We start from the raw sequence: 22,259 nt of genomic DNA on the forward strand, positions 1-22,259 counted from the left end.
GTTACGGTGGAGCATGAGCACCGACGAGCCCCGTGGCCGGGAGGGCAAGCGCGAACGCCTGGAGGCCGAGCGCCAGTCCCTCGAGGCCGAGCTCGCCGCGCTGCGCTCGCGCGGTGAGGCCAGCCCGGCCCAGATCCGCTCGCTCGAGCGCGACCTCGCCCAGCTGCGGTCGCAGGCCGCCACGCTCTCGGCGCAGAACGAGCGCCTGGTCCGCACCCTGCGCGACGCGCGCGAGCAGATCGTCACGCTGAAGTCCGAGGTCGACCGCCTCGCCCAGCCGCCGGCCGCCTACGGCACCGTCATCGAGCTGTTCGACGACGGCACGGCCGACATCCTCACGAGCGGCCGCAAGATGCACGTCGCTGTCAGCCCCTCCATCGAGGCCACCGACCTGGCCCCCGGCCGCGAGGTGATGCTCAACGAGGCGATGAACGTCGTCGCGGCGCACGGCTTCGAGACCGTCGGCGAGGTCGTCCTCTGCAAGGAGCTGCTCGACGACGGCCGCGTCCTCGTCGTCGCCCAGGCCGACGAGGAGCGGGTCTGCCGCGTCGCCGCCTCGCTCGACGGCGAGCGGATCCGGGCCGGCGACGCCCTCCTCCTCGAGCCCCGGTCGGGCTTCGTCTTCGAGCGCATCCCCAAGGCCGAGGTCGCCGACCTCGTCCTCGAGGAGGTCCCCGACATCGGCTACGAGGACATCGGCGGGCTCTCCGGCCAGATCGAGGCCATCCGTGACGCGGTCGAGCTGCCCTACCTGCACGCCGACCTCTACACCGAGCACCAGCTGAAGCCGCCGAAGGGCGTGCTGCTCTACGGCCCGCCCGGCTGCGGCAAGACGATGATCGCCAAGGCGGTCGCGGCGTCGTTGTCCCGCAAGGTCGCCGAGAAGGAGGGCCGCGAGCCGGGCAAGTCCTACTTCCTCAACATCAAGGGCCCCGAGCTGCTCAACAAGTACGTCGGCGAGACCGAGCGGCACATCCGGCTGATCTTCCAGCGGGCCCGCGAGAAGTCCTCCGAGGGCTACCCGGTCGTCGTCTTCTTCGACGAGATGGAGTCGCTGTTCCGCACCCGAGGCTCCGGTGTCTCCTCCGACGTCGAGACGACCATCGTCCCGCAGCTGCTCGCCGAGATCGACGGCGTCGAGGGCCTCGAGAACGTCATCGTCATCGGCGCCTCGAACCGCGAGGACATGATCGACCCCGCCATCCTCCGGCCCGGCCGGCTCGACGTGAAGATCAAGATCGAGCGCCCCGACGCCGAGGCGGCCCGCGACATCTTCGCGAAGTACCTCACCGCCGGGCTGCCGCTGCACCCCGACGACGTCGAGCAGAACGGCGGCTCCGACGACGCCACCCTCGAGGCGATGATCGACGCCGTCGTCCTGCGGATGTACTCCGAGGAGGAGGAGAACCGCTTCCTCGAGGTCACCTACGCCGGCGGCGACAAGGAGATCCTCTACTTCAAGGACTTCAACTCCGGCGCGATGATCCAGAACATCGTCGACCGGGCCAAGAAGATGGCGATCAAGGACCTCCTCGACACGGGCCAGCGCGGCCTGCGCGTCGAGCACCTCCTGAGCTCGTGCACCGACGAGTTCCGCGAGAACGAGGACCTGCCGAACACGACGAACCCCGACGACTGGGCCCGCATCTCCGGCAAGAAGGGCGAGCGGATCGTCTACATCCGCACGCTCATCAAGACCAAGGAGGGCACCGAGCCCGGCAAGTCGATCAACACCGTCGCGAACACCGGCCAGTACCTCTGACCCGCGGCCCCCGGTGAACGGCCGGCCGGGTGAGGATGGGCCCATGAGGCTCGGGCTGCAGGTCAGCAGGTTCTCGTGGGAGGGCGCTCCGGCGTCCACGGGCGCGACGTGGCGGGCGGTGGCCCGCGACGCCGACCAGGCGGGCCTGGCCTCGCTCTGGGTGATGGACCACTTCTTCCAGATGGCCATGGCCGGGTCGCCCGAGGACGACATGCTCGAGGGCTACACGACCCTCGCGCACGCAGCGGCGGTCACCGAGCGGATCGAGCTCGGGACGCTCGTCACCGGCGCCACCTACCGGCACCCGGGCATCCTCCTCAAGACGGTGACGACCCTCGACGTCCTCTCCGGGGGTCGCGCCTGGCTCGGCATCGGCGCCGGGTGGTACGAGGAGGAGCACCTCGGCCTCGGCGTGCCCTTCCCCTCCACCCGTGAGCGCTTCGAGGTCCTCGAGGACACGCTGCGGCTGGCCCACCGGATGTTCGCCGACGACGACCGCCCGTTCGAGGGACGGGTCGTGCGGGCCGAGCGCCCGCTCAACCACCCGCAACCGGTGCGGCGGCCGCCGATCATGGTCGGCGGCGGCGGGGAGAGGAAGACCCTCCGACTGGTCGCGCAGTACGCCGACGCGTGCAACCTCTTCGACACCGGGCTCGGCCCCGAGGGCATCCCGCGCAAGCTCGAGGTCCTGCGCGGGCACTGCGAGGACGTCGGGCGCCCGTACGACGAGATCTCGAAGACCTGCCTCGCCCGCCTGACGATGGACGCCGGGTCGCCGCTGCCGGAGGGCGTGCACGGCCACTCGGTCGAGGAGGCCGTCGACCGGCTGGGACGGCTGCGCGAGGCCGGCATCGACCACGTCATCGCGTCGATGGCCAACACCACCGACCCGGCAGCCCATGACCTCCTCGCGGAGGTCGTGCGCCGGGTCGGCTGACCGGTCAGGCCTCGAGCGCCTGCCAGGTGTCCGACCCGACGATTCCGTCGACGACGAGGCTGCGCGAGGACTGGAACGAGCGCACCTTCGCGTCGGTCCCGGACCCGAACGCCCCGTCGACCGTCGTCGCGAAACCCTTGGCGGACAAGCACGTCTGCACGGCGCGCACCGCATCACCCGACGAGCCGGACTGCACCGTGACGACGAGCGCCGTCCAGGTGTTCGTCCCGACGATGCCGTCGGCGGTCAGGCCGCGGGAGGACTGGAAGGACCGGACGGCACTGTCGGTGCCCGAGCCGAACGCGCCGTCGACCGTCAGCGACTGCCCGCGCGCCCGGAGCAGGTACTGGGCCGTCGTCACCCGGAAGCCGCTGCTCCCGCTGCGCACGGTCGTCCACGCGATCGGCTCCAGGTCCGGCGTGCCGCCGCCACCGCCGAGGGAGGCGGCGAGGGTCGCCAGCCGGGAGTCGCCCGGCGGCACGTTGATCTCGAAGTGCATCTCGTCCTTGCGGCCCGAGTAGTCACCGCCCCAGCGGACGACGCCGTTGCACCGCGTGAGGATGCTGCGGATGGCCGAGACCTGGGCGGACGTGAAGGTGCCGGACGCGCCGAGCGGGTGGTCGGGCGCGTTGACGTCGATCGCCGTGCCGCTCGCGTGGTTCGACAGGGTCGTGCTGCCGGAGATCTCCCGGTAGCTGTGCCCCCAGCACCCGGGGGAGTACAGCGCCTCCACCGTGGAGTTCACCTGCTGGGCGACGTACCGGAGCACCGTGTAGACGTCGCCCGTGCGCACGCCGGCCGGGAAGGTCGCCGCCCCGACGGCGAGCGACGAGAGCGGCACCTGGCTCGAGGTCCCCGCCGGCCAGCCGTTCTGCGACGTCGCGGCGAGCGCCTGCTGGGCCGTGGCCACGCCGACGCCGCCGGCGAGGAGGAGCCCGCCCGCACCGCGGACGAGGAGCCGGCGGCCGACGCGCGGCTGGTCGGTGGACGGGGTGCTGGTGTGGGCGTCGCACATGGCGGCGGGACTCCTTCGCGGTCGACACGGACCGTTCCACGCTACGAAAGGCCGTCCGGGCGTGCCACCGGGGGAGGCGTCCGCCGGGGCCGTAGCGCGCGACGCGCTCGGTGTCCTCGCAGGTCAGAGGGCCTCGGTAAAGATTCACGCACAAAGGGGGAAGGGCGCGCCTAGAGCCTCTACAGGTTCGGGGAGGCGTCGTTGCTTCGGCGCAGGATGCGCCGCTGGGCGATGTCGTTGGCCACTTCCGCTGTCCGTTCGACGAGGCGCTCAAGTTGGGCCCTGCTGGTCTGACTTAACTCGCTGGGTGCATGCGCTGCGCGGAACCGTGCCGCCGCCAACTCGTCGATGATGTCGAGGTGCCACTGCGATAGCGCGTCGCGCTGAACCAGTGAGCGCACGACCTGACGTGGCGGCTGGCGCCGTATGTCTTGGTCAGAGAGCCCCGCTTCGCGCGCGTAAGCCATGAGCTGCTCTTCCAGTTCTCCAAACTGCGCGAGCAGAGCCGCCGTCGGCGAGAGGCTGATCAACTCAGCTCGGCGGTCGTAGTCTGAAAAGAGGGGGACCGTTAGGTCGAAGGGCGCAGGTGCCGCCGCTTCGACAGGAACAGACACCGACTCAGGCTTGTCATCGGCGAGCTTCTCTACATGCTGCTCAACCTCGCCGAGTCCCAAGTCGTATCCGATGTCCTTGGCCCACGCGCGGACCGGAACCATGCCAACGGCAATGATAACCATCAATAGGGCCGAGGCGAGGAACGCGGCCACCACCCCCAGGCCGTCAAGGCTGCTGCGAACCATTGCCCACGCTCCGACTGTAAAGAAGGCCAGGGCTGCCCCGGACGTCGCAACGCGCCACCAACCGGAGAGTTGAAGGCCTTTGGGCGGCACCGGCGTCGGGGGGCGGTCAGCCCCTAGTGCCCAGGTGCCATCGCCGGCGCCCCAGACTCCGCCGTCGCCGCCCCACACGCCGCCCATAAGAGCAGTCTGCCTGATCAGTGGCTCGGTCGAGTGAATCGAGGAACTGCGGCGCACTAGCGCTCAGACTCCTTGCCGCACCAGCACAGCGCGAGGAGGGACGAGGCCGTGCGCCACGTGTCCTGTGGCTGATCAAGATCGGGCAACTAGCGACTTTCTCAAGCAGCCGGCGCCTACCGGCGACATCCTCGGCGCTTCATGCCACCGACGGTCTCGACGGCGCCGCCTACCGAGAGGGAGTCAGCGAGTCGGTCCCGCTGAGCAACGCCTCGGTCCGCGAGCGTGCCGCGGCGTACGTGAGTGGCCGGGAACGACCCCCGCGCGTCGTCGGCTGACGGCTCGACGCCGGCACCGGAACCCCCGACGGACGCACGGCGGTCGTCGACCTCACCGGCGAGGCCGAGCTGCCGATGGTCGGCTGCGCGCTGCGCGAGCTGGGCGTGAGCATCAGCATCCACGTCACGGGCACGGTCCTACCTCGTCGTGCCCCTGTCCGCCGACCCGTGGGTTCCGCGTCCGTCTCCGGGAGACTTCACCGGAGCAGCACCCGGTCGGCCCTCCCGGGGAGCGCGCCCGTTCCCCCAAGAATGGACAGCCGCGTCCTCAGCCGACGAGGCGCGCCACGAGCCGCCAGCCGAGCAGCAGCACCGAGAGGACGACGGTCGCGACGACGACGAAGCTCGGGGCGGTGCCCTGCGCGGCCAGGGCGCGCAGCCCCATCCCCACGACGACGGTCAGGGCGACGACGACCGCGCCGTAGCCGAGGGTGCGCGGGCCACCGTCGAGGACGATGCTCGCGACGAGCCAGCCGGCGGCGGTGCCGACGAGGAAGGGCAGCGCGGTGCGCAGCACCCCGGCGACGTCGAGGCCCTCGGCGTGCGAGCGCCGGCCGACGGCCGCGAAGACGACGACGAGCACGACGTCGAGCACCGCCGGCAGCAGCCGGCTCACCGGCCCCCCACCCCGTCGAAGAGGGAACGCTGGCGCGGCGGGGCGTGGGTGGGGTCGACGCCGTCGAAGAGGCTGGACACCGACTCGCCCTCGTGGATCCGCTTGATGGCCTCGGCGAAGAGCCCCGCGACCGAGCGCACCCGCAGGGCCGGCCAGCCCGGCGGCGCGGGCACCGTGTCGGTGGTGACGACCTCGCTGATCATCGGGTGGTCGCTCAGCCGCTCGACGGCCTTCCCGGCGAACAGCCCGTGGGTGCAGGCCACGGCCGCCTCGGTGACGCCGTGCTCGGCGAGGCGGTCCATCAGCTCGACGATGCTGCCGCCGGTGGCGATCTCGTCGTCGAGGACGATGGCCCGCTTGCCGGAGACGTCGCCGACGATGGAGTCGATGACGACCCGGTCGTCGCCGAGCCGCTTCTTGGAACCGGCGGCGACCGGCAGCCCGAGCAGGCGCGAGAACTGCGTCGCGTCCTTGGCGTTGCCGAGGTCGGGGGAGACGACGACGGAGTCGGTGAGGTCACGCTCGCGGAAGTGGTCGGCGAGGACCCCGAGCGAGGTGAGGTGGTCGACCGGCATCGAGAAGAACCCGTGGACCTGGGGCGCGTGCAGGTTCATCGTGATGACCCGGTCGACGCCGGCGGTCGCGATGAGGTCGGCGACCAGCCTGCCGCCCAACGAGATCCGTGAGGCGTCCTTCTTGTCCGAGCGCGCGTAGGCGTAGTGCGGGACGACCGCGGTGACCATCGCGGCGGACGCGCCGCGGGCCGCGTCGACCATGAGGAGCAGCTCCATCAGGGAGTCCTGGGTCGGCGGCACGAGCGGCTGCACGATGTAGACGTCGCGCTGGCGGCAGTTGGCGAGCAGCTGGGCCTGGAGGCAGTCGTTGCTGAACCGGCTGGTGACCGACTCGGAGAGCGGGACGTCGAGGGCGTCGCAGATGCGGTGCGCCAGCTCCGGGTGCGCCGAGCCGGAGAAGACGACGATCTCGCGCATGGTCGTCAGCGTATCGGCCCGTGGAGGGCCCGCGAGATCTCGGTGACGAGCTCCGCACGCTGCAGCCGGCCGACCGGGGTGGCGAACGGGAACGAGGCGAACCCGTGGGGCACCCGGGGGTAGTTGGTCAACCGGGTCCGCACGCCGGCGGCCTCGAGCGCCTCGGCGTAGCGGATGCCGTCGTCGCGGATCGGGTCGAGGTCTGCGGTCTGCACGAGCGCCGGAGGCAGGCCCTCGAGCGAGCCCCAGAGCGGCGAGACGAGCGGGTCGCGCGGGTCGGCACCGGGGGAGAGGTAGTGGTCACGGAAGGCGTCCACGGCCCGCCGGTCGAGGATCGCCCCTCGCGCGTGCTCGTCGAGCGACGGCGAGGCCATCGTCAGGTCGGTCGCCGGGTAGACGAGCGCCTGGTGGCGCAGGTTCGGCATCCCCGCGTCGCGCATCACCTGGGCGACGACCGCCGCGAGGTTCCCGCCCGCCGAGTCGCCGGCGACCGCCATCCGGGAGGTGTCGGCCCGCAGCACGTCGCCGTTCGCCGCCACCCACGTCGTCGCGTCGACGCAGTCGAGGGCCGCGACCGGGGCGCGGTGCTCGGGGGCCATCCGGTAGTCGACCGACACGACGACCGCGCCGACCCCCGCGGCGATCGCGGTGCACACCGGGTCGTAGTCGAGGACGTTGCCCCAGACCCAGCCGCCGCCGTGGAACCACAGGACGACCGGGACGTCGGTGCGTGCGTCCCGCAGCGCCCGCGGTCGGTAGAGGCGCAGGGGGATCTCGTGGTCGTCGCGCGCGGGCGCCGTGCCGAAGGTGATGCCGACCCCGGGGTCCGGCCGCCCGCAGAGTGCGTCGTGGAGCGGCGTGCGGGGGATCGTGCCGGCCCGCGCCCGGTGGATGGCGTCGATGTCGGCGCTCTCGACCCGGGTCCGGGAGAGGTCGGCGACGAGGCTGACCAGCGTGGTCATGGGGGACATCCCGCGGTAGCTGCGCACCGGCTCAGTATCGTCGAGGCATGACGGTGCGACGGGTGATGGGGATCGAGACCGAGTACGGCATCGTCGTCCCCGGTGACCCCACGGCCAACCCGATGGTCGCCTCGGGCGACGTCGTCACCGCGTACGCCACCTCGCGGGGCATCCGGCCGGCCCGGGCCAGCTGGGACTACGCCGACGAGGCCCCGCTGCGCGACGCGCGGGGGTTCGACATGGGCCGGGCCCAGGCGCACCCGAGCCAGCTGACCAACGAGGTCGACGACCCGACGCTCGCCAACGTGGTCCTCACCAACGGCGCCCGGCTCTACGTCGACCACGCCCACCCGGAGTACAGCTCGCCCGAGGTGACGACCCCGCGCGACGCCGTCACGTGGGACCGGGCCGGCGAGCTCGTCATGCGCGAGGCGGTCGCGCGGCTGGCCACCGTGCCGCCCGGCGTCAACCTCTACAAGAACAACGCCGACGGCAAGGGCGTCTCCTACGGCACCCACGAGAACTACCTCATGTCGCGGGCCACGCCGTTCGCCTCGGTCGTGCGCCACCTCACGCCGTTCTTCGTCGCCCGTCAGGTGATGTGCGGCAGCGGACGGGTCGGCATCGGGGTCGACTCGCGCACCCCCGGCTACCAGATCGCCCAGCGCAGCGACTTCTTCGAGGTCGAGGTCGGCCTCGAGACGACCCTCAAGCGGCCGATCGTCAACACCCGCGACGAGCCGCACGCGGTCGCCGACAAGTACCGCCGCCTCCACGTCATCATCGGCGACTGCAACCACGCCGACGTCGCGAACCTCCTGAAGATGGGCACGACCTCGCTCGTCCTCGCGATGATCGAGGCCGACGCGGTCGGCCCCGACCTCACCGTGCGGCGTCCGGTCGCCACCCTCCACGAGGTCTCGCACGACCCCACGCTGCAGACCAAGCTCGAGCTCGCCGACGGCCGCCGGATGACCGCCGTCGAGCTGCTGTGGGAGTACCACGACCGGGCCGCGCGCTTCCTCGACGAGCGCCACGGCGGCTCGCCGGACGAGGACACGACCGAGGTCATGCACTGGTGGTCGACCGTCCTCGACAGGCTCGGCCGCGACCCGATGGAGGCGCGGCGCGAGGTCGACTGGGTCGCCAAGCTGGCCGTCCTCGAGGGCTACCGCGAGCGCGACTCGCTCGGCTGGGGTGACCCCCGGCTCAAGGCCGTCGACCTCCAGTGGTCCGACGTGCGCGCCGACCGCGGTCTGGCGCACCGGCTCGCGGCCACCGGCCGGCTCGAGGTGCTCGTCAGCGACGCCGAGGTCGAGCGGGCCGTCACCGAGCCGCCGAGCGACACGCGCGCGTGGTTCCGCGGCACCTGCCTCTCGCGCTTCCCCGACGACGTCGTCGCCGCGTCCTGGGACTCGGTGATCTTCGACGTCGCCGGCCAGCGGATGCTCCAGCGCGTCCCGATGCTCGAGCCGCTGCGGGGCACCGAGGCCGGGGTGGGCGAGATCGTCCGGTCGGCGCCCGACGCCGCATCCCTGCTGCGCGCCCTCGCCACCGCCGACACCGAGCCGCCGTCGTCCGACTAGGCTCGGGACAGACGACGACCCGAGGAGGGTGACCATGGCCGGTCAGGAGCAGATCAAGCCGCAGCGCCGCGACGGCGCACCGGACGACGGCGACGCCCCCGAGCCCGCCGCCGCGGCCCCCGCGGCCCAGGTCAGCGAGATCGACGACATCCTCGACGAGATCGACGGGGTGCTCGAGTCCAACGCCGAGGAGTTCGTCCGCGGGTTCGTCCAGAAGGGTGGCCAGTGACGCGCGGAGACGGCTCCGGACGCCTGCCGTCGGCCTACCTCGTGCCGGGGTCGTCCTCGTTCACCGAGTTCCTCTCCGCGCACGACCCCGGCCTGCTGCCGTCGCGGCGCCCGCTGCCCGCCGGGGCCGCGCTCGAGGCACCGCACGGCACGACGATCGTCACGCTGACCTTCGACGGCGGCGTCGTCATGGCCGGTGACCGCCGGGCGACGATGGGCAACATCATCGCCAACCGCGACATGGAGAAGGTCTTCGCCACCGACGAGTTCAGCCTCGTCGGCATCGCGGGCACCGCGGGCCTGGCCATCGAGCTCGTGCGGCTCTTCCAGGTCGAGCTCGAGCACTACGAGAAGATCGAGGGCACGCTGATGTCCCTCGAGGGCAAGGCCAACCGGCTGGCCTCGATGATCCGCGGCAACCTCGGGATGGCGATGCAGGGCCTGTCGGTCGTGCCCGTGTTCGCCGGGTTCGACCTCGAGGAGTCGCGCGGCCGGATCTTCTCCTACGACGTCACGGGCGGCTGCTACGAGGAGCACGACCACCACAGCGTCGGGTCGGGCTCGCTCTTCGCCCGCGGTGCCCTCAAGAAGCTCTACCGCCGCGACCTCGACGCCGCCGGGGCGCTGCGGGTGGCCGTCGAGGCGCTCTACGACGCCGCCGACGACGACTCCGCCACCGGCGGCCCCGACGTCGGCCGCCGCATCTGGCCCACGGTCGGGCTCGTCGACCCCGAGGGGGCCCGGTTCGTCCCCGACGACGACATCGCGCCGGTCGTCGACACGATCATCCGGGAGCGCTCCGAGGGAGGTGCCCGATGACCGCCGGGATGCCGTTCTACGTCTCGCCCGAGCAGCTGATGAAGGACCGGGCCGACTTCGCGCGCAAGGGGATCGCCCGCGGCCGGTCGGTCGTCGTGCTGCAGTACGACGGCGGCATCGCGTTCGTCGCCGAGAACCCGAGCCGGGCGCTGCACAAGGTCTCCGAGATCTACGACCGCATCGCCTTCGCCGCGGTCGGCAAGTACAACGAGTTCGAGAACCTCCGGGTCGCCGGGGTGCGCTACGCCGACCTGCGCGGCTACTCCTACGACCGCTCCGACGTCACGGCCCGGGGCCTGGCCAACGCCTACGCGCAGACCCTCGGCACCGTCTTCACCCAGGAGTCCAAGCCCTACGAGGTCGAGATCGTCGTCGCCGAGGTCGGGGCCACGCCCGAGGGCGACCAGGTCTACCGGCTCACCTACGACGGCTCGGTCGCCGACGAGCACGGCTTCGTCGCGATGGGCGGGGGAGCCGAGCAGATCGAGGCCGGGCTGCGCGAGGCGTGGCGCTCCGGGATGCACCTCGGCGAGGTCCTGGCCCTCGCGGTGCGCCTCCTCGGCGCCGACCCGAACGGCGGCGAGCCCCGCACCCTGGCCCCGGAGCAGCTCGAGGTCGCCGTCCTCGACCGGCACCGGCCGCGGCGCCGCTTCCGCCGGGTGCAGGGCGACCTGCTCGCCCGCCTGCTCAGCGAGGACGACCCGACCGCCGACGTCCCCGTGGGCGACGACGCCGACTCCGCGCGCAGCGCCGCGACGAACCCGCAGACCCAGCGCCCCGAGACCGACGGCGGCGCGGACGGCGGCGCGGAGGCGTGAGCACCCGGGGGACCCGACGCATCTTCGGCATCGAGAACGAGTACGGCATCACGTGCTCGACCGCCGGCCAGCGCACCCTGACCCCCGACGAGGTCGCGCGCTACCTCTTCCGCAAGGTCGTCGCCTGGGGTCGCTCGAGCAACGTCTTCCTCACCAACGGCAGCCGGCTCTACCTCGACGTCGGGTCCCACCCCGAGTACGCCACCGCCGAGTGCGACTCGGTGCGCCAGGTCGTCACGCACGACCGGGCGGGGGAGCGGATCGTCGAGGGTCTCGTCGCCGACGCCCAGCACCGGCTGCGCGAGGACGGCGTCGCGGGCGATATCTACGTCTTCAAGAACAACACCGACTCCGCCGGCAACAGCTACGGCTGCCACGAGAACTACCTCGTCACCCGGGCCGGCGAGTTCCAGGCCCTCTCCGACACGCTCCTGCCCTTCCTCATCAGCCGCCAGCTGACGTGTGGCGCGGGCAAGCTCGTCACGACGTCCAAGGGGGCGTCGTACGCGCTGAGCCAGCGCGCCGACCACATCTGGGAGGGCGTGTCGTCGGCGACCACCCGCAGCCGGCCGATCATCAACACCCGCGACGAGCCGCACGCCGACGCCGAGCACTACCGGCGCCTGCACGTCATCGTCGGCGACTCGAACATGGCCGAGCCCACGACGATGCTCAAGGTCGGGTCCGCCGACCTCGTGCTGCGGATGATCGAGGCCGGCGTCGTCATGCGCGACCTCACCCTCGAGAACCCCATCCGGGCGATCCGCGAGATCTCGCACGACCTCACCGGGCGGCGCACCGTGCGCCTCGCGAACGGCCGCGAGCTCTCCGCGCTCGACCTCCAGCGCGAGTACCACGCCAAGGCCGCCGATTTCGTGGCCCGCGAGGGGGCCACCGACGACCTGCACCACCGGGTCCTCGACCTCTGGGACCGCACGCTCACGGCGGTCGAGACCGGTGACCTCTCGCTCGTCGGCACCGAGATCGACTGGGTCGTCAAGTACCGCCTCATCGACGAGTACGCCACGCGCCACGGGCTCGACCTCGACCACCCTCGCCTCGCCCAGATCGACCTCGCGTACCACGACATCGACCGCTCGCGGGGGCTGTTCTACCTGCTCCAGAAGCGGGGGCGCATCACCCGCGTCGTCTCCGACCCCGAGGTCTTCGAGGCCAAGGTGCGACCGCCGCAGACCACCCGCGCCAAGCTGCGGGGCGACTTCATCCGCGCGGCCCAGGCCAACCGACGCGACTTCACCGTCGACTGGGTGCACCTCAAGCTCAACGACCAGGCCCAGCGCACCGTCCTGTGCAAGGACCCGTTCCTCGCCGAGGACGCCCGCGTCGACCGGCTCATCGAGGGCATGACCGCCTGAGCACCCAGCGCGCTCCCAGCCGCCGATGCCAGAGTTCGGGCGGTCCGCGGTTATCGTGGACAGTCGTCCACGCGCCCCCGGGCGTCCCCGACCGAAGGTTGCCGCACCCGTGCCCCGTCGCCTCACCACCACGCTGTCCGCCGCCGTCCTCGCCGGCACCCTCGTCCTCGCCGGCTGCGGCGAGGAGGAGGCGAGCACCCCCTCCTCGTCCACGCTGAGCGCCGTCACGGTGTCGGGGGCCGAGGCCAAGGAGCCGACCGTCAAGGTCGAGGCGCCGCTCACCGTGGCGAGGACCGAGTCCAAGGTCCTCTCCGAGGGCGACGGCGCCGCCGTGGCCAAGGACGACCTCGTGACCCTCCAGGCCGTGCTCGTCAACGGCAAGGACGGCAAGACCGTCACGAGCACCTGGAAGCAGGGCACGGTCGGCCTCGACCTCGGCGCCCAGGACCTCTTCGCCTCCTTCAAGAGCCAGATCCCGGGCAAGAAGGTCGGCTCGCGCATCCTCATCGCCTCGACCTCGGCCGACGCGTACGGCGAGACGGGCAACCAGCAGCTGGGCATCGCCAAGGACGACCCGGTGGTCTTCGTCGTCGACATCGTCGGTGCGACGCAGGTCCTCGACCAGGCCGAGGGTGCCGCCGTCGCCCCGAAGAAGGACCTGCCGACCGTCAAGGTCGAGCAGGGCAAGCCGGCCACCATCACCGTCCCGAAGGGCGTCAAGGCCCCGACGAAGACCGTGGTCCAGCCGCTCGTCGCCGGCACGGGCGCCGAGGTGAAGAAGGGCCAGACCGTCCGGGTCGCCTACACCGGGGCCCTGTACCGCAACGGCGAGGTCTTCGACTCCAGCGCCAGCCGCCCGGACCAGCCGTACTTCGACTTCGCGATCGGCCAGGGCCAGGTCATCAAGGGCTGGGACAACGGCCTCGTCGGCCAGAAGGTCGGCAGCCGCGTGCTCCTCGTCATCCCGCCGGCCGACGGCTACGGCGACCAGGGCAGCGGCGACAAGATCAAGGGCACCGACACCCTCGTCTTCTCCGTCGACATCCTCGCCGCGTACTGACCGGCAGTCCGACCCACCACCGCAAGGGAGCAGCATGTCCGAGCCCACCAAGCCCGAGATCGATTTCCCCGGCGACGAGCCGCCCGCGGACCTCGTCGTCGAGGACCTCACCGTCGGTGACGGCGCCGAGGCCACGCCCGGCAGCACCGTGTCGGCCCACTACGTCGGGGTCGCCCACTCGACCGGCGAGGAGTTCGACGCCTCGTGGAACCGCGGTGCGCCGCTGGAGTTCCGCCTCGGCGTCGGCATGGTCATCGCCGGCTGGGACGAGGGCATCGCCGGGATGAAGGTCGGCGGCCGCCGCAAGCTGACCATCCCGCCGCACAAGGCCTACGGCGAGCGCGGCGCCGGCGCGGCGATCGCCCCCGGCGAGACGCTGATCTTCGTCGTCGACCTCATGGGCGTGCGCTGAGCACCGCGGCGTGAGCACCCGCGGCCGCGGCCGCGAGGAACGGGGCGGGGTCTTCACGAAGACCCCGCCCCATCGTCGTCAGGCCGACCGGTGAGGCCTCGAGCGCCTCGAGCAGTCCGTCGGCCGGCACCTCGACGGCCGTGAGCGCGGCCCGGGCAGACGCGACGAGGTCGGCGACCTGCCGGCGCACGAGCGCGTCGAGGTCGGGGTCCGGCAGGGTGGTCAGGGGGACGTCGGCCGGGGTGAGCAGGGCCCGCCCGTAGGCGGTGCGGCTGTGGTGGCTGACGCCGCGGTGCCGCTCGCGCGCGTCGGCCCCCGAGACCCGCAGCGAGGCGATGCCCCGGCCGCCGAGGACGTCGGCGGCGTGCAGCGCCTCGGCGGCCGCGACGCCCGAGTACCCCCAGCGGGTGCCGGTGCCGACGTTGCCCGGGCCCTGCGCGACGACGACGACGTCGGCCCCGACGACGTGCCGGGCGGCCAGCAGCCCGGTGTGCACGGTGACGGCCTCGTGGTCGCCCCCGAACGCCTGGCCGACGGTGAGGCAGGCCGCGAGCCAGCCGGCCCCGCGCAGGCCGGCGACGGCCCGCGAGAACGCGGCGGGCAGGGCGCCGCCGTCGGTCATCACATAGGCGACCCGGGCGTCGGGTCGGGCCCGCCGGACCCCGGCGAGCACCGCCGGCAGGGCGCTGTGCAGGTCGGCGACGACGACGGGCAGGCCGCCGAGGTCGTCGGCGTCGGCGAGGACGCCGTGGTGCGGGCTGTCCTGCTCGTCGACGGCGAGGAGCATCTGCTGGAGCGGGGTGTAGCGGGCCTTGACGATGTGCCCGTCGCCGGGCTCGGGGTCGGCGGGCAGGACGTCGGTGCGCGCGACGACGAAGGCCAGCCCGCCGGTGCCGAGGCCCCGCAGCAGCGCGGAGGCGTTGAGCAGCACGCGCTCGTCCACCTCCGGGACCCCCGTGACGGCCGTGTAGGCCAGCGCCCGCACCCGCTCCCCGCTGCCCTCGAGGTCGACGGCGAGCTCGACGGCGCCGGGCCAGGCCCGCACCTGCTCGACCACGGTCCCGGCACGCCACTGCATCACGCGGGGCAGCGTAGCCGTCGGGTAGCGTCTCCCGGGTGACGAGCGAGAGCGGGGGAGGTGCACCGAGCGCGGCCCAGGTGAAGACCGAGCGGCTGCTCAACCTCGTGCTCGTCCTGCTCTGGGCCCGCCGGCCGCTGTCCAAGGCCCAGGTCCGCCAGCTCGTGCCGCAGTACGGCCAGTCCGCCTCCGTCGAGTCCTTCGAGAGGATGTTCGAGCGCGACAAGGACGAGCTGCGCGAGCTCGGCATCCCGCTCGTCACCGAGGACATCGACGCCCTCTGGGAGGACGAGCCCGGCTACCGCATCCACCAGCGCGACTACGCCCTCCCCGACATCGAGTTCGAGCCCGACGAGCTGGCGGTGCTCGGCCTGGCCAGCCGGACGTGGGCGCAGGCCTCGCTCGCCGGGCCGGCGGCGCAGGCGCTGCGCAAGCTGCGGGCGGCCGGGGTCGAGCGCGACGCCGACGCCCTCATCGGCATCGAGCCGCGGCTGCGCACCTCCGAGCCGGCCTTCGACGCGGTCAAGGACGCCGTCGTGCGCCGCCGGGCGCTCACCTTCACCTACCGGCGGCCCGAGGCGGCCGAGGGCACCGAGCGGCACGTGCAGCCGTGGTCGCTCGTGTCGTGGCACGGGCGCTGGTACCTCAACGCGTTCGACGAGGACCGGCAGGCCCCGCGCGTCTTCCGGCTCTCCCGGATCTCGGGCCAGGTGCGGGCGACCGGCCGGCCCGGCGCGTTCGAGGTGCCGGCCGACCACGACCCGCGCGCGATGGCCCGCACCCTCGCCGGCCCGGCCTCGCAGCCGAGCCCGGCCGTGCTGCGGGTGCGCACCGGGGCAGGGCACGCCCTGCGCCGCCGGGCGCGCACGGTCGGCGAGGTCGACGACGACTGGTCGCTCGTCGACCTCGACTACACCGACCTGTGGGCCTTCGCCGAGGAGGTCGCCGGGTACGGGGCCGACGTCGTCGCCGAGCAGCCACGTGAGCTGGTCGACGCGGTCGTCGAGTCGCTGCGCGGCGCCCTGGCCGCCCACGGCGGAGGGGACGCCTGATGCCTCCCGCACCCCCCGAGACCGCGACCGCCCGGCTGGCCCGGCTCCTGACGATGGTCCCCTGGCTGGTCAACCGGCAGGGCATCGACCTCCAGCAGGCCGCCGCCGACCTCGGCGTCAGCACCGAGCAGCTAGAGGCCGACCTGCGCCTGCTCTTCCTCTGCGGCTACGGCCAGATGCCCGACGAGCTCATCGAGGCCGACTGGGAGGGCGGGCGGGTCTTCGTCGGCAACGCCGACTCCATCGCCCGGCCGCTGCGGCTCGGGGTCGACGAGGCGGTCACCCTCATCGTCGGCCTCCGGGCGCTGCGCGAGGTGCCGGGTCTCGACGAGCGCGACGCCGTCGACCGCGCGCTGGCCAAGCTCGAGGCCGCCGCCGGGGAGGCCGCCGCCCCGGCCGACCGCGTGCTCGCCGAGGTCGCCGACGAGACCGCCCCCGACCTGCTGGCCCGGGTCCGGCAGGCCATCACCGACCGGCGCCGGCTGCACCTGCGCTACCTCGTGCCGGCCCGCGACGAGGCCACCGAGCGTGACGTCGACCCGATGCGCGTCGTCGGCATCGACGGCCGCTGGTACCTCGAGGGTTGGTGCCACCGCGCCGAGGACACCCGGCTGTTCCGGCTCGACCGGGTCGAGGCCCTCGAGGTCCTCGACGTCGACGGCACGCCGCCGCCGGAGGCCACCGAGCGGGACCTGTCCGAAGGGACCTTCCGGCCGGCGCCGGACGACCTCGTCGTCACCCTCCGGCTCCTGCCGGGTGCCACCTGGGTGTCCGACTACTACCCGGTGGACTCCGTCGAGGAGGTGCCGGCCGCCGACGGGGGCGGGCAGCTCGTGCGGGTCCGCACCGCCGACACCGCGTGGCTGCGCCGGCTGCTGTGGCGGCTCGGCGGGCGCGGGTACGTCGTGGAGCCCGCCGACGTCGTCGCCGAGGTCCGCGAGGGCGCGGCCGCCGCCCTCGCCGCCTATGCGGCCGTCCGGGAGGGCTGAGCCGTGCTGCCGTGGTGGGGCTGGGTGCTGCTCTGGGCCGTCGTCCTCGTGGGGGGCGGCCTGCTCGTCGGGCTGCGTGCCCTCCGCACGTGGCGCAGCGCGAAGGCCCTCACCGCCGAGCTCGGCCGCGCGGGGGAGCTGGTGGCAGCGCTCGAGGAGGCAGCGCACCGGGCGCACGACCCCGACGCCCCACTCACAGCCGTCACGCAGGACCCTCACAGGCTCCGCGAGGAGCATCGACGCGAGACGGCGGCGCGAGCCGCCGACCGAGCGGCCCGCCGGGCCGAGCGGATGCCGCCCTGGGCACGCGTAGACTGACCAGGACCGCGAACCACTGAAGGGGATGGACCCACATGGGCAGGATCGGACCGACCGAGATCATCATCATCGCGGTGCTCGTCATCGTCGTCTTCGGGTGGAAGCGTCTTCCCGACGCCGCGCGCAGCCTCGGCCGGTCGGCGCGCGTCTTCAAGTCCGAGGTCGACGAGATGAAGAAGGAGAACGAGGCCGGCAAGTCCTCCGCCTCCGCCGAGACGGTGCGCGGTGAGTCGATCACCCAGAGCCGGCCCGTCGACGACGACGTCGTCACCCCCGACCCGAACGGCAACGCCGTCCACGAGAAGACGCCGCGCACGGACAACCAGTCCGGTCCGGTCGCCTGACCCCGGAGCCCACCCGACCCATGGCCCGGCTGCGCCGACGCCCTCGCGACCCCGAGGGCCGGATGACGCTGGCGGAACACTTCCGTGAGTTCCGCCGGCGGCTGTTCTTCGCCGCCGCGGCCGTCGTCGTGGCGGCGGTCGTCGCGGGGATCTTCTACGACCAGATCTTCTCCCTGCTCACCGACCCGTTCTACGAGTACGCGCGGAACAACCCCTCGGTCGAGGCGAGCATCAACTTCGGCGAGGCGACCTCGGCCCTGTCGAACCTCATCAGCCTGTCGATCTTCGTCGGCATCATCGCCTCGAGCCCGGTGTGGCTCTACCAGGTGTGGGCGTTCATCGTGCCGGGGCTGACCCGCAAGGAGAAGCGGATCTCGCTGACCTTCGTCGGCTCGACCGTGCCGCTCTTCCTGCTCGGCTGCGGCCTCGCCTACGCGATCCTCCCGCAGAGCCTGTCGATCCTCTACGGCCTCTCGCCGGCGGGGACCTCGAACATCCAGCAGGCGTCGATGTACTTCTCCTTCGTCACCCGCTTCATCCTCGTCTTCGGCATCGGCTTCCTCTTCCCCGTCATCCTCGTCGGGCTCAACCTCATCGGGGCGATGCCCGCGACCCGGCTCATCAAGGGCTGGCGGGTCGCCGTGGTGCTCATCTTCGTCTTCGCCGCCGTCGCCACGCCCACCGCCGACCCGTTCACGATGTTCGTCTTCGCCCTCCCGCTGACGGCCCTGTACTTCGGCGCCTGGCTCGTCTGCCGGCGGCTCGACAAGCGCAAGGCGGCCAACCGGCCCGAGTGGCTCGACGTCGACGACACCGAGGCCTCCCAGCTCTGAGCGCCGGCCTCCGCTAGCGTGCGCGCCATGCGCCTCGGCCTCGTCGTCAACCCCACGTCGGGGAAGAACACCGGACGACGCATCGGGCTCGAGGCCCTCACCCTGCTGCGGGCGGCGGGGGTCGACGTCGTCGACCTCTCGGCCGCGGACGCCGCCGGAGCCCTCGCGCGGGGGCGGGCCGCCGTCGCGGACCGTGCCGTCGACGCCGTCGTCGTGGCCGGGGGAGACGGCATGGTGCACCTCGGCACCAACCTCTGCGCCGGGACCGAGCTGCCGCTCGGCATCATCGCCGCCGGCACGGGCAACGACATCGCCCGCGAGCTGGGCCTGCCGGTGCGCGACGCCGCGAAGTCGGTCGAGCGGATCCTCGAGGGACGCACCCGACCGGTCGACGCGGCCCGCACGCTTTCGCCGACGGGGGAGGAGCGGTGGTTCGTCGGGGTGCTCGCCGCCGGGTTCGACGCCGTGGTCAACGAGCGGGCCAACCAGTGGCGCTGGCCGAAGGGTCCGATGCGCTACAACCTCGCGATCCTGCGCGAGCTGCCGGTCTTCCGGCCGATCCCGTACGTCCTCACCCTCGACGGGGAGCGGATGGAGACCGAGGCGATGCTCGTCGCGGTCGGGAACGGGCCGGCGTACGGCGGGGGCATGAAGGTGACGCCCGACGCCGCGTTCGACGACGGGCTGCTCGACGTGCTCGTGCTGCACCGCCTCCCGGTGCCCGAGTTCCTCCGCGTCTTCCCGAAGGTCTTCTCCGGCGGGCACACGAGCCACCCGGCGGTCGAGATCGTCCGGGCGCGCACCGTCGGGCTGGAGGCGCGCGGCATCGTCTCGTACGCCGACGGCGAGCGGTTCGCGCCGCTGCCGGTCGGTCTCGAGGTCGTGCCCGGCGCGCTGTCGGTGCTGGCCTGAGCCCTGACGTAGCCTGAGGCCATGCCCAGTCCCGCCGAGCGGTACGCCGCTGCCGCGGCCCGGAACCGGCGGGCGCGCACCGAGCTCGGCCGCTTCGTCGACGCCCTCGAGTTCCCGCTCGACGACTTCCAGCTGCGCGCCTGCGAGGCGGTCGAGGAGGGCAGGGGCGTCCTCGTCGCCGCTCCCACCGGCGCCGGCAAGACGATCGTCGGCGAGTTCGCGGTGCATCTGGCCCTGGCCACCGGCCGCAAGGCGTTCTACACGACGCCGATCAAGGCCCTCTCGAACCAGAAGTACCACGACCTCGTCCGGCAGCACGGCCCTGCGAACGTCGGTCTCCTGACGGGCGACTCGTCGGTCAACGGCGAGGCGCCGATCGTCGTCATGACCACCGAGGTCCTCCGCAACATGATGTACGCGGGCTCCTCGACACTCACCGGGCTCGGCTTCGTGGTCATGGACGAGGTGCACTACCTCGCCGACCGGTTCCGTGGCGCGGTGTGGGAGGAGGTGATCATCCACCTGCCCGAGTCGGTGCAGGTGGTCTCGCTCTCCGCGACGGTCAGCAACGCCGAGGAGTTCGGCGACTGGCTCGCCGAGGTGCGCGGCAACCACGAGGTGGTCGTCTCCGAGCACCGGCCGGTTCCCCTGTTCCAGCACATGCTCGTCGGCACGACGATGTTCGACCTGTTCGCCGGCAACCGGGTCAACCCGGACCTGCTGCACGCCATCCGGGGCGCCGAGCAGCGCGGGCGGTACGGCGAGGACGCGCGCCGGCTGGGCGGGCCCGGCGGTCCCGGTGGCAAGCGGGGCGGGCGCACCCAGCGCGACCGCACGCCCCCTCGCGGTCCGGGCGGCGGCGCCGGGAGTCGCGGGTTCGCGCGCGGCAGCCGTCCGGCAGGCGGGGCCACCCGGGCCGAGGTCGTCGAGGACCTCGAGCGCGAGGGCCTGCTGCCGGCCATCACCTTCATCTTCAGCCGGGTCGGGTGCGAGGCCGCCGTCGGCCAGCTGCTCGCCGCCGGGACCAAGCTCGTCCCCGACCGCGAGGGCGACCGCATCCGGCGGCACGTCGAGGAACGGGTCGAGTCGCTCGCCGACGAGGACCTCGGCGTGCTCGGGTACTGGGACTTCGTCGAGGGCCTGTCGCGCGGCTTCGCGGCGCACCACGCCGGGATGCTCCCGCTCTTCCGCGAGATCGTCGAGGAGCTGTTCACCGAGGGCCGCATCCGGGCCGTGTTCGCCACCGAGACACTGGCGCTCGGCATCAACATGCCCGCGCGCACGGTGGTCCTCGAGAAGCTCGTCAAGTACAACGGCGAGGCGCACGTCGACATCACACCGGCCGAGTACACCCAGCTCACCGGGCGGGCCGGGCGGCGCGGCATCGACATCGAGGGACACGCCGTCGTCCAGTGGACGCGCGGGATGGACCCGATGGCCGTCGGCGGTCTCGCGACGACGCGTACCTACCCGCTGCGCTCGAGCTTCCGCCCGACGTACAACATGGCCGTCAACCTCGTCGCCCAGGTCGGTCGCGAGGTGGCGCGCGAGGTGCTCGAGACCTCGTTCGCGCAGTTCCAGGCCGACCGCTCGGTCGTCGGCATCGCCACCCAGCTGCGCAAGAACGAAGAGGGGCTGGACGGCTACGCCGAGGCGATGCACTGCGACCTCGGCGACTTCCGCGAGTACGCGCGCATCCGCCGCGAGCTCGCCGACGCCGAGAAGGACGGCCGCAAGGCGCGAGCGGCCTCCCGCCGGGCCGAGGCCGCGGTCTCGCTCGAGGCGCTGCGCGTCGGCGACGTCATCCGCATCCCGTCCGGGCGGCGGGCCGGGTGGGCGGTGGTGGTCCAGCCGGCCCGCACCGCCAAGGGCGCACCGAGCGGGCCGGCAGTCGTCACCGAGGACAAGCAGTTCCGCCGCCTCACCCTCGTCGACGTGCCGGAGCCGGTCGAGGCGATGGCCCACGTCAAGGTGCCGTCGCACTTCAACCCCAAGTCGCCGAAGGCACGGCGCGACCTCGCGACCTCGCTGCGCATCGCCACCCCCCACGGTCTCGAGGACGCCCCGTCGCGTCGCGGGCGGCCCGACCCCACCGCCGCCGACACCGACCTCGTCGACCACCTGCGCCGCCAGCTGCGCGAGCACCCCTGCCACCAGTGCCCGAAGCGCGAGGAGCACGCGCGATGGGCCGAGCGGTGGTGGCGGCTGCGACGCGAGACGACCGGCCTCCAGCGCCGGGTCGAGGGCCGCACCAACACCGTGGCCCGCACCTTCGACCGCATCTGCGAGGCCCTCGAGGCGCTGGGCTACCTCGAGGACGCCGGGTCCGTCGTCACCGAGCGGGGCGAGCGGCTGCGCCGGCTCTACACCGAGAAGGACCTGCTCGCCGCCGAGTGCCTGCGCCACGACGTGTGGAAGCGGCTCGACGTGCCAGGGCTGGCCGCCGCCGTCTCCGCGCTGGTCCACGAGCCGCGCCACGAGGAGGCCGACGTCTCGCCCCGGATGCCGACCGACGAGGTCGCCGAGGCGGTCCGGGCGATGGAGCGGTTGTCGGCGCAGATCGAGGCGCTCGAGACCGACCACGACCTGCCGTCGACGACCCTGCCCGACGGCGGGATGGCCTGGATGGTGCACCGGTGGGCCTCGGGCGGCCGGCTCGACGACGTCCTGCGCGGGCAGGACATGGCGGCCGGTGACTTCGTCCGCCGGTGCAAGCAGCTCGTCGACCTGCTCGACCAGGTGGGCGACGCGGCCACCGACCCCGTCCTGCGACGCACGGCGCGGTCGGCGGTCGACGCCGTGATGCGTGGCGTCGTCGCCGCCGACCGCCTGGACTGA

At 72.8% G+C, this 22,259-nt stretch carries 22 protein-coding genes; 16 read left to right on the forward strand and 6 right to left on the reverse strand.

Annotation, left to right across the window (positions count from 1 at the left end; genetic code table 11):
- Positions 1-13: 13 nt before the first annotated feature.
- Together arc and JQN70_RS04415 are read left to right on the forward strand one after the other, a co-directional pair.
- Positions 14-1,762, forward strand: coding sequence for a proteasome ATPase (gene arc, locus JQN70_RS04410; protein ID WP_204130104.1), 1,749 nt, complete (start codon positions 14-16; stop codon positions 1,760-1,762).
- A gap of 43 nt (positions 1,763-1,805) precedes the next feature.
- The gene (locus tag JQN70_RS04415) at positions 1,806-2,699 is read left to right on the forward strand and encodes an LLM class F420-dependent oxidoreductase (RefSeq protein ID WP_204130105.1); all 894 of its coding nucleotides are present in this window, start codon (positions 1,806-1,808) and stop codon (positions 2,697-2,699) included.
- A 4-nt stretch (positions 2,700-2,703) separates the two neighbouring features.
- On the opposite strand, the gene JQN70_RS04420 is transcribed toward JQN70_RS04415, so the two are convergent.
- The 5 genes from JQN70_RS04420 to JQN70_RS04440 form a co-directional block, all read right to left on the reverse strand.
- Positions 2,704-3,714: a peptidoglycan-binding protein gene (locus tag JQN70_RS04420; RefSeq protein WP_204130106.1), complete on the reverse strand. Its 1,011-nt coding sequence runs from the start codon at positions 3,712-3,714 to the stop codon at positions 2,704-2,706.
- 179 nt (positions 3,715-3,893) lie between these two features.
- A complete protein-coding gene (locus tag JQN70_RS04425) occupies positions 3,894-4,514 on the reverse strand; it encodes a hypothetical protein (protein ID WP_204130107.1) in 621 nt (206 codons plus the stop codon).
- 780 nt (positions 4,515-5,294) lie between these two features.
- The gene (locus tag JQN70_RS04430) at positions 5,295-5,642 is read right to left on the reverse strand and encodes a DUF3054 domain-containing protein (RefSeq protein ID WP_204130108.1); all 348 of its coding nucleotides are present in this window, start codon (positions 5,640-5,642) and stop codon (positions 5,295-5,297) included.
- The gene (locus tag JQN70_RS04435) at positions 5,639-6,634 is read right to left on the reverse strand and encodes a ribose-phosphate diphosphokinase (RefSeq protein WP_204130109.1); all 996 of its coding nucleotides are present in this window, start codon (positions 6,632-6,634) and stop codon (positions 5,639-5,641) included. Before JQN70_RS04435 ends, JQN70_RS04430 begins: the two co-directional genes overlap by 4 nt.
- A gap of 5 nt (positions 6,635-6,639) precedes the next feature.
- Positions 6,640-7,596, reverse strand: coding sequence for an alpha/beta hydrolase (locus tag JQN70_RS04440; RefSeq protein ID WP_239110571.1), 957 nt, complete (start codon positions 7,594-7,596; stop codon positions 6,640-6,642).
- Between the two features lie 47 nt (positions 7,597-7,643).
- On the opposite strand from JQN70_RS04440, the gene dop reads away from it, so the two are divergent.
- The 7 genes from dop (at position 7,644) to JQN70_RS04475 (ending at position 13,895) form a co-directional block, all read left to right on the forward strand.
- The gene (gene dop, locus JQN70_RS04445; protein WP_239110572.1) at positions 7,644-9,182 is read left to right on the forward strand and encodes a depupylase/deamidase Dop; all 1,539 of its coding nucleotides are present in this window, start codon (positions 7,644-7,646) and stop codon (positions 9,180-9,182) included.
- 34 nt (positions 9,183-9,216) lie between these two features.
- Positions 9,217-9,411, forward strand: coding sequence for a ubiquitin-like protein Pup (locus tag JQN70_RS04450; RefSeq protein ID WP_204130111.1), 195 nt, complete (start codon positions 9,217-9,219; stop codon positions 9,409-9,411).
- Positions 9,408-10,229 carry a proteasome subunit beta gene (prcB, locus tag JQN70_RS04455; protein WP_204130112.1) on the forward strand — a complete coding sequence of 274 codons (822 nt, stop codon included), beginning with the start codon at positions 9,408-9,410 and terminating at the stop codon, positions 10,227-10,229. Before JQN70_RS04450 ends, prcB begins: the two co-directional genes overlap by 4 nt.
- On the forward strand, positions 10,226-11,047 hold the full coding sequence (gene prcA / locus JQN70_RS04460) for a proteasome subunit alpha (RefSeq protein WP_204130113.1): 822 nt from the start codon (positions 10,226-10,228) through the stop codon (positions 11,045-11,047). The genes prcB and prcA overlap by 4 nt, the downstream gene beginning before the upstream one ends.
- Positions 11,044-12,423, forward strand: a complete 1,380-nt coding sequence (pafA, locus tag JQN70_RS04465; protein WP_204130114.1) for a Pup--protein ligase — start codon at positions 11,044-11,046, stop codon at positions 12,421-12,423. The genes prcA and pafA overlap by 4 nt, the downstream gene beginning before the upstream one ends.
- Before the next feature lie 109 nt (positions 12,424-12,532).
- A complete protein-coding gene (locus JQN70_RS04470) occupies positions 12,533-13,483 on the forward strand; it encodes an FKBP-type peptidyl-prolyl cis-trans isomerase (protein WP_204130115.1) in 951 nt (316 codons plus the stop codon).
- Between the two features lie 34 nt (positions 13,484-13,517).
- Complete coding sequence (locus JQN70_RS04475; protein ID WP_204130116.1) at positions 13,518-13,895, forward strand: FKBP-type peptidyl-prolyl cis-trans isomerase; 378 nt, start codon at positions 13,518-13,520, stop codon at positions 13,893-13,895.
- Here JQN70_RS04475 and JQN70_RS04480 read toward each other — a convergent pair.
- A complete protein-coding gene (locus tag JQN70_RS04480) occupies positions 13,879-14,976 on the reverse strand; it encodes a DUF3866 family protein (protein WP_204130117.1) in 1,098 nt (365 codons plus the stop codon). The two genes, JQN70_RS04475 and JQN70_RS04480, sit on opposite strands and share 17 nt — an antisense overlap.
- A gap of 35 nt (positions 14,977-15,011) precedes the next feature.
- On the opposite strand from JQN70_RS04480, the gene JQN70_RS04485 reads away from it, so the two are divergent.
- The 7 genes from JQN70_RS04485 to JQN70_RS04515 all read left to right on the forward strand — a co-directional run bounded on the left by JQN70_RS04485 (position 15,012) and on the right by JQN70_RS04515 (position 22,259).
- A complete protein-coding gene (locus JQN70_RS04485) occupies positions 15,012-16,025 on the forward strand; it encodes a helix-turn-helix transcriptional regulator (RefSeq protein ID WP_204130118.1) in 1,014 nt (337 codons plus the stop codon).
- Positions 16,025-17,014 carry a helix-turn-helix transcriptional regulator gene (locus JQN70_RS04490; RefSeq protein WP_204130119.1) on the forward strand — a complete coding sequence of 330 codons (990 nt, stop codon included), beginning with the start codon at positions 16,025-16,027 and terminating at the stop codon, positions 17,012-17,014. The genes JQN70_RS04485 and JQN70_RS04490 overlap by 1 nt, the downstream gene beginning before the upstream one ends.
- A 3-nt stretch (positions 17,015-17,017) precedes the next feature.
- A complete protein-coding gene (locus JQN70_RS04495) occupies positions 17,018-17,332 on the forward strand; it encodes a hypothetical protein (RefSeq protein WP_204130120.1) in 315 nt (104 codons plus the stop codon).
- 35 nt (positions 17,333-17,367) lie between these two features.
- Entirely contained in the window at positions 17,368-17,676 is a 309-nt protein-coding gene (gene tatA, locus JQN70_RS04500) for a Sec-independent protein translocase subunit TatA (RefSeq protein ID WP_204130121.1), read from the forward strand.
- Between the two features lie 62 nt (positions 17,677-17,738).
- Positions 17,739-18,509 (forward strand): twin-arginine translocase subunit TatC, encoded by a 771-nt coding sequence (tatC, locus tag JQN70_RS04505; RefSeq protein ID WP_204130122.1) that lies wholly within the window; start codon positions 17,739-17,741, stop codon positions 18,507-18,509.
- A 27-nt stretch (positions 18,510-18,536) separates the two neighbouring features.
- A complete protein-coding gene (locus JQN70_RS04510; protein ID WP_204130123.1) occupies positions 18,537-19,421 on the forward strand; it encodes a YegS/Rv2252/BmrU family lipid kinase in 885 nt (294 codons plus the stop codon).
- Positions 19,422-19,442: 21 nt separating this feature from the next.
- Positions 19,443-22,259 carry a DEAD/DEAH box helicase gene (locus JQN70_RS04515; RefSeq protein ID WP_204130124.1) on the forward strand — a complete coding sequence of 939 codons (2,817 nt, stop codon included), beginning with the start codon at positions 19,443-19,445 and terminating at the stop codon, positions 22,257-22,259.

Source organism: Phycicoccus sonneratiae, from assembly GCF_016887965.1.
In the GTDB taxonomy this organism is placed as follows: domain Bacteria; phylum Actinomycetota; class Actinomycetes; order Actinomycetales; family Dermatophilaceae; genus Phycicoccus; species Phycicoccus sonneratiae.

Excerpts from the sequence above, each read along its gene's own strand:
- arc (WP_204130104.1), top strand. The coding sequence starts at position 14 with ATGAGCACCGACGAGCCCCGTGGCCGGGAGGGCAAGCGCGAACGCCTG.
- JQN70_RS04415 (WP_204130105.1), top strand. The coding sequence starts at position 1,806 with ATGAGGCTCGGGCTGCAGGTCAGCAGGTTCTCGTGGGAGGGCGCTCCG.
- JQN70_RS04420 (WP_204130106.1), bottom strand. The coding sequence starts at position 3,714 with ATGTGCGACGCCCACACCAGCACCCCGTCCACCGACCAGCCGCGCGTC.
- JQN70_RS04425 (WP_204130107.1), bottom strand. The coding sequence starts at position 4,514 with ATGGTTCGCAGCAGCCTTGACGGCCTGGGGGTGGTGGCCGCGTTCCTC.
- JQN70_RS04435 (WP_204130109.1), bottom strand. The coding sequence starts at position 6,634 with ATGCGCGAGATCGTCGTCTTCTCCGGCTCGGCGCACCCGGAGCTGGCG.
- JQN70_RS04440 (WP_239110571.1), bottom strand. The coding sequence starts at position 7,596 with ATGACCACGCTGGTCAGCCTCGTCGCCGACCTCTCCCGGACCCGGGTC.
- dop (WP_239110572.1), top strand. The coding sequence starts at position 7,644 with ATGACGGTGCGACGGGTGATGGGGATCGAGACCGAGTACGGCATCGTC.
- JQN70_RS04450 (WP_204130111.1), top strand. The coding sequence starts at position 9,217 with ATGGCCGGTCAGGAGCAGATCAAGCCGCAGCGCCGCGACGGCGCACCG.
- prcA (WP_204130113.1), top strand. The coding sequence starts at position 10,226 with ATGACCGCCGGGATGCCGTTCTACGTCTCGCCCGAGCAGCTGATGAAG.
- JQN70_RS04475 (WP_204130116.1), top strand. The coding sequence starts at position 13,518 with ATGTCCGAGCCCACCAAGCCCGAGATCGATTTCCCCGGCGACGAGCCG.
- JQN70_RS04490 (WP_204130119.1), top strand. The coding sequence starts at position 16,025 with ATGCCTCCCGCACCCCCCGAGACCGCGACCGCCCGGCTGGCCCGGCTC.
- tatA (WP_204130121.1), top strand. The coding sequence starts at position 17,368 with ATGGGCAGGATCGGACCGACCGAGATCATCATCATCGCGGTGCTCGTC.
- tatC (WP_204130122.1), top strand. The coding sequence starts at position 17,739 with ATGACGCTGGCGGAACACTTCCGTGAGTTCCGCCGGCGGCTGTTCTTC.
- JQN70_RS04510 (WP_204130123.1), top strand. The coding sequence starts at position 18,537 with ATGCGCCTCGGCCTCGTCGTCAACCCCACGTCGGGGAAGAACACCGGA.
- JQN70_RS04515 (WP_204130124.1), top strand. The coding sequence starts at position 19,443 with ATGCCCAGTCCCGCCGAGCGGTACGCCGCTGCCGCGGCCCGGAACCGG.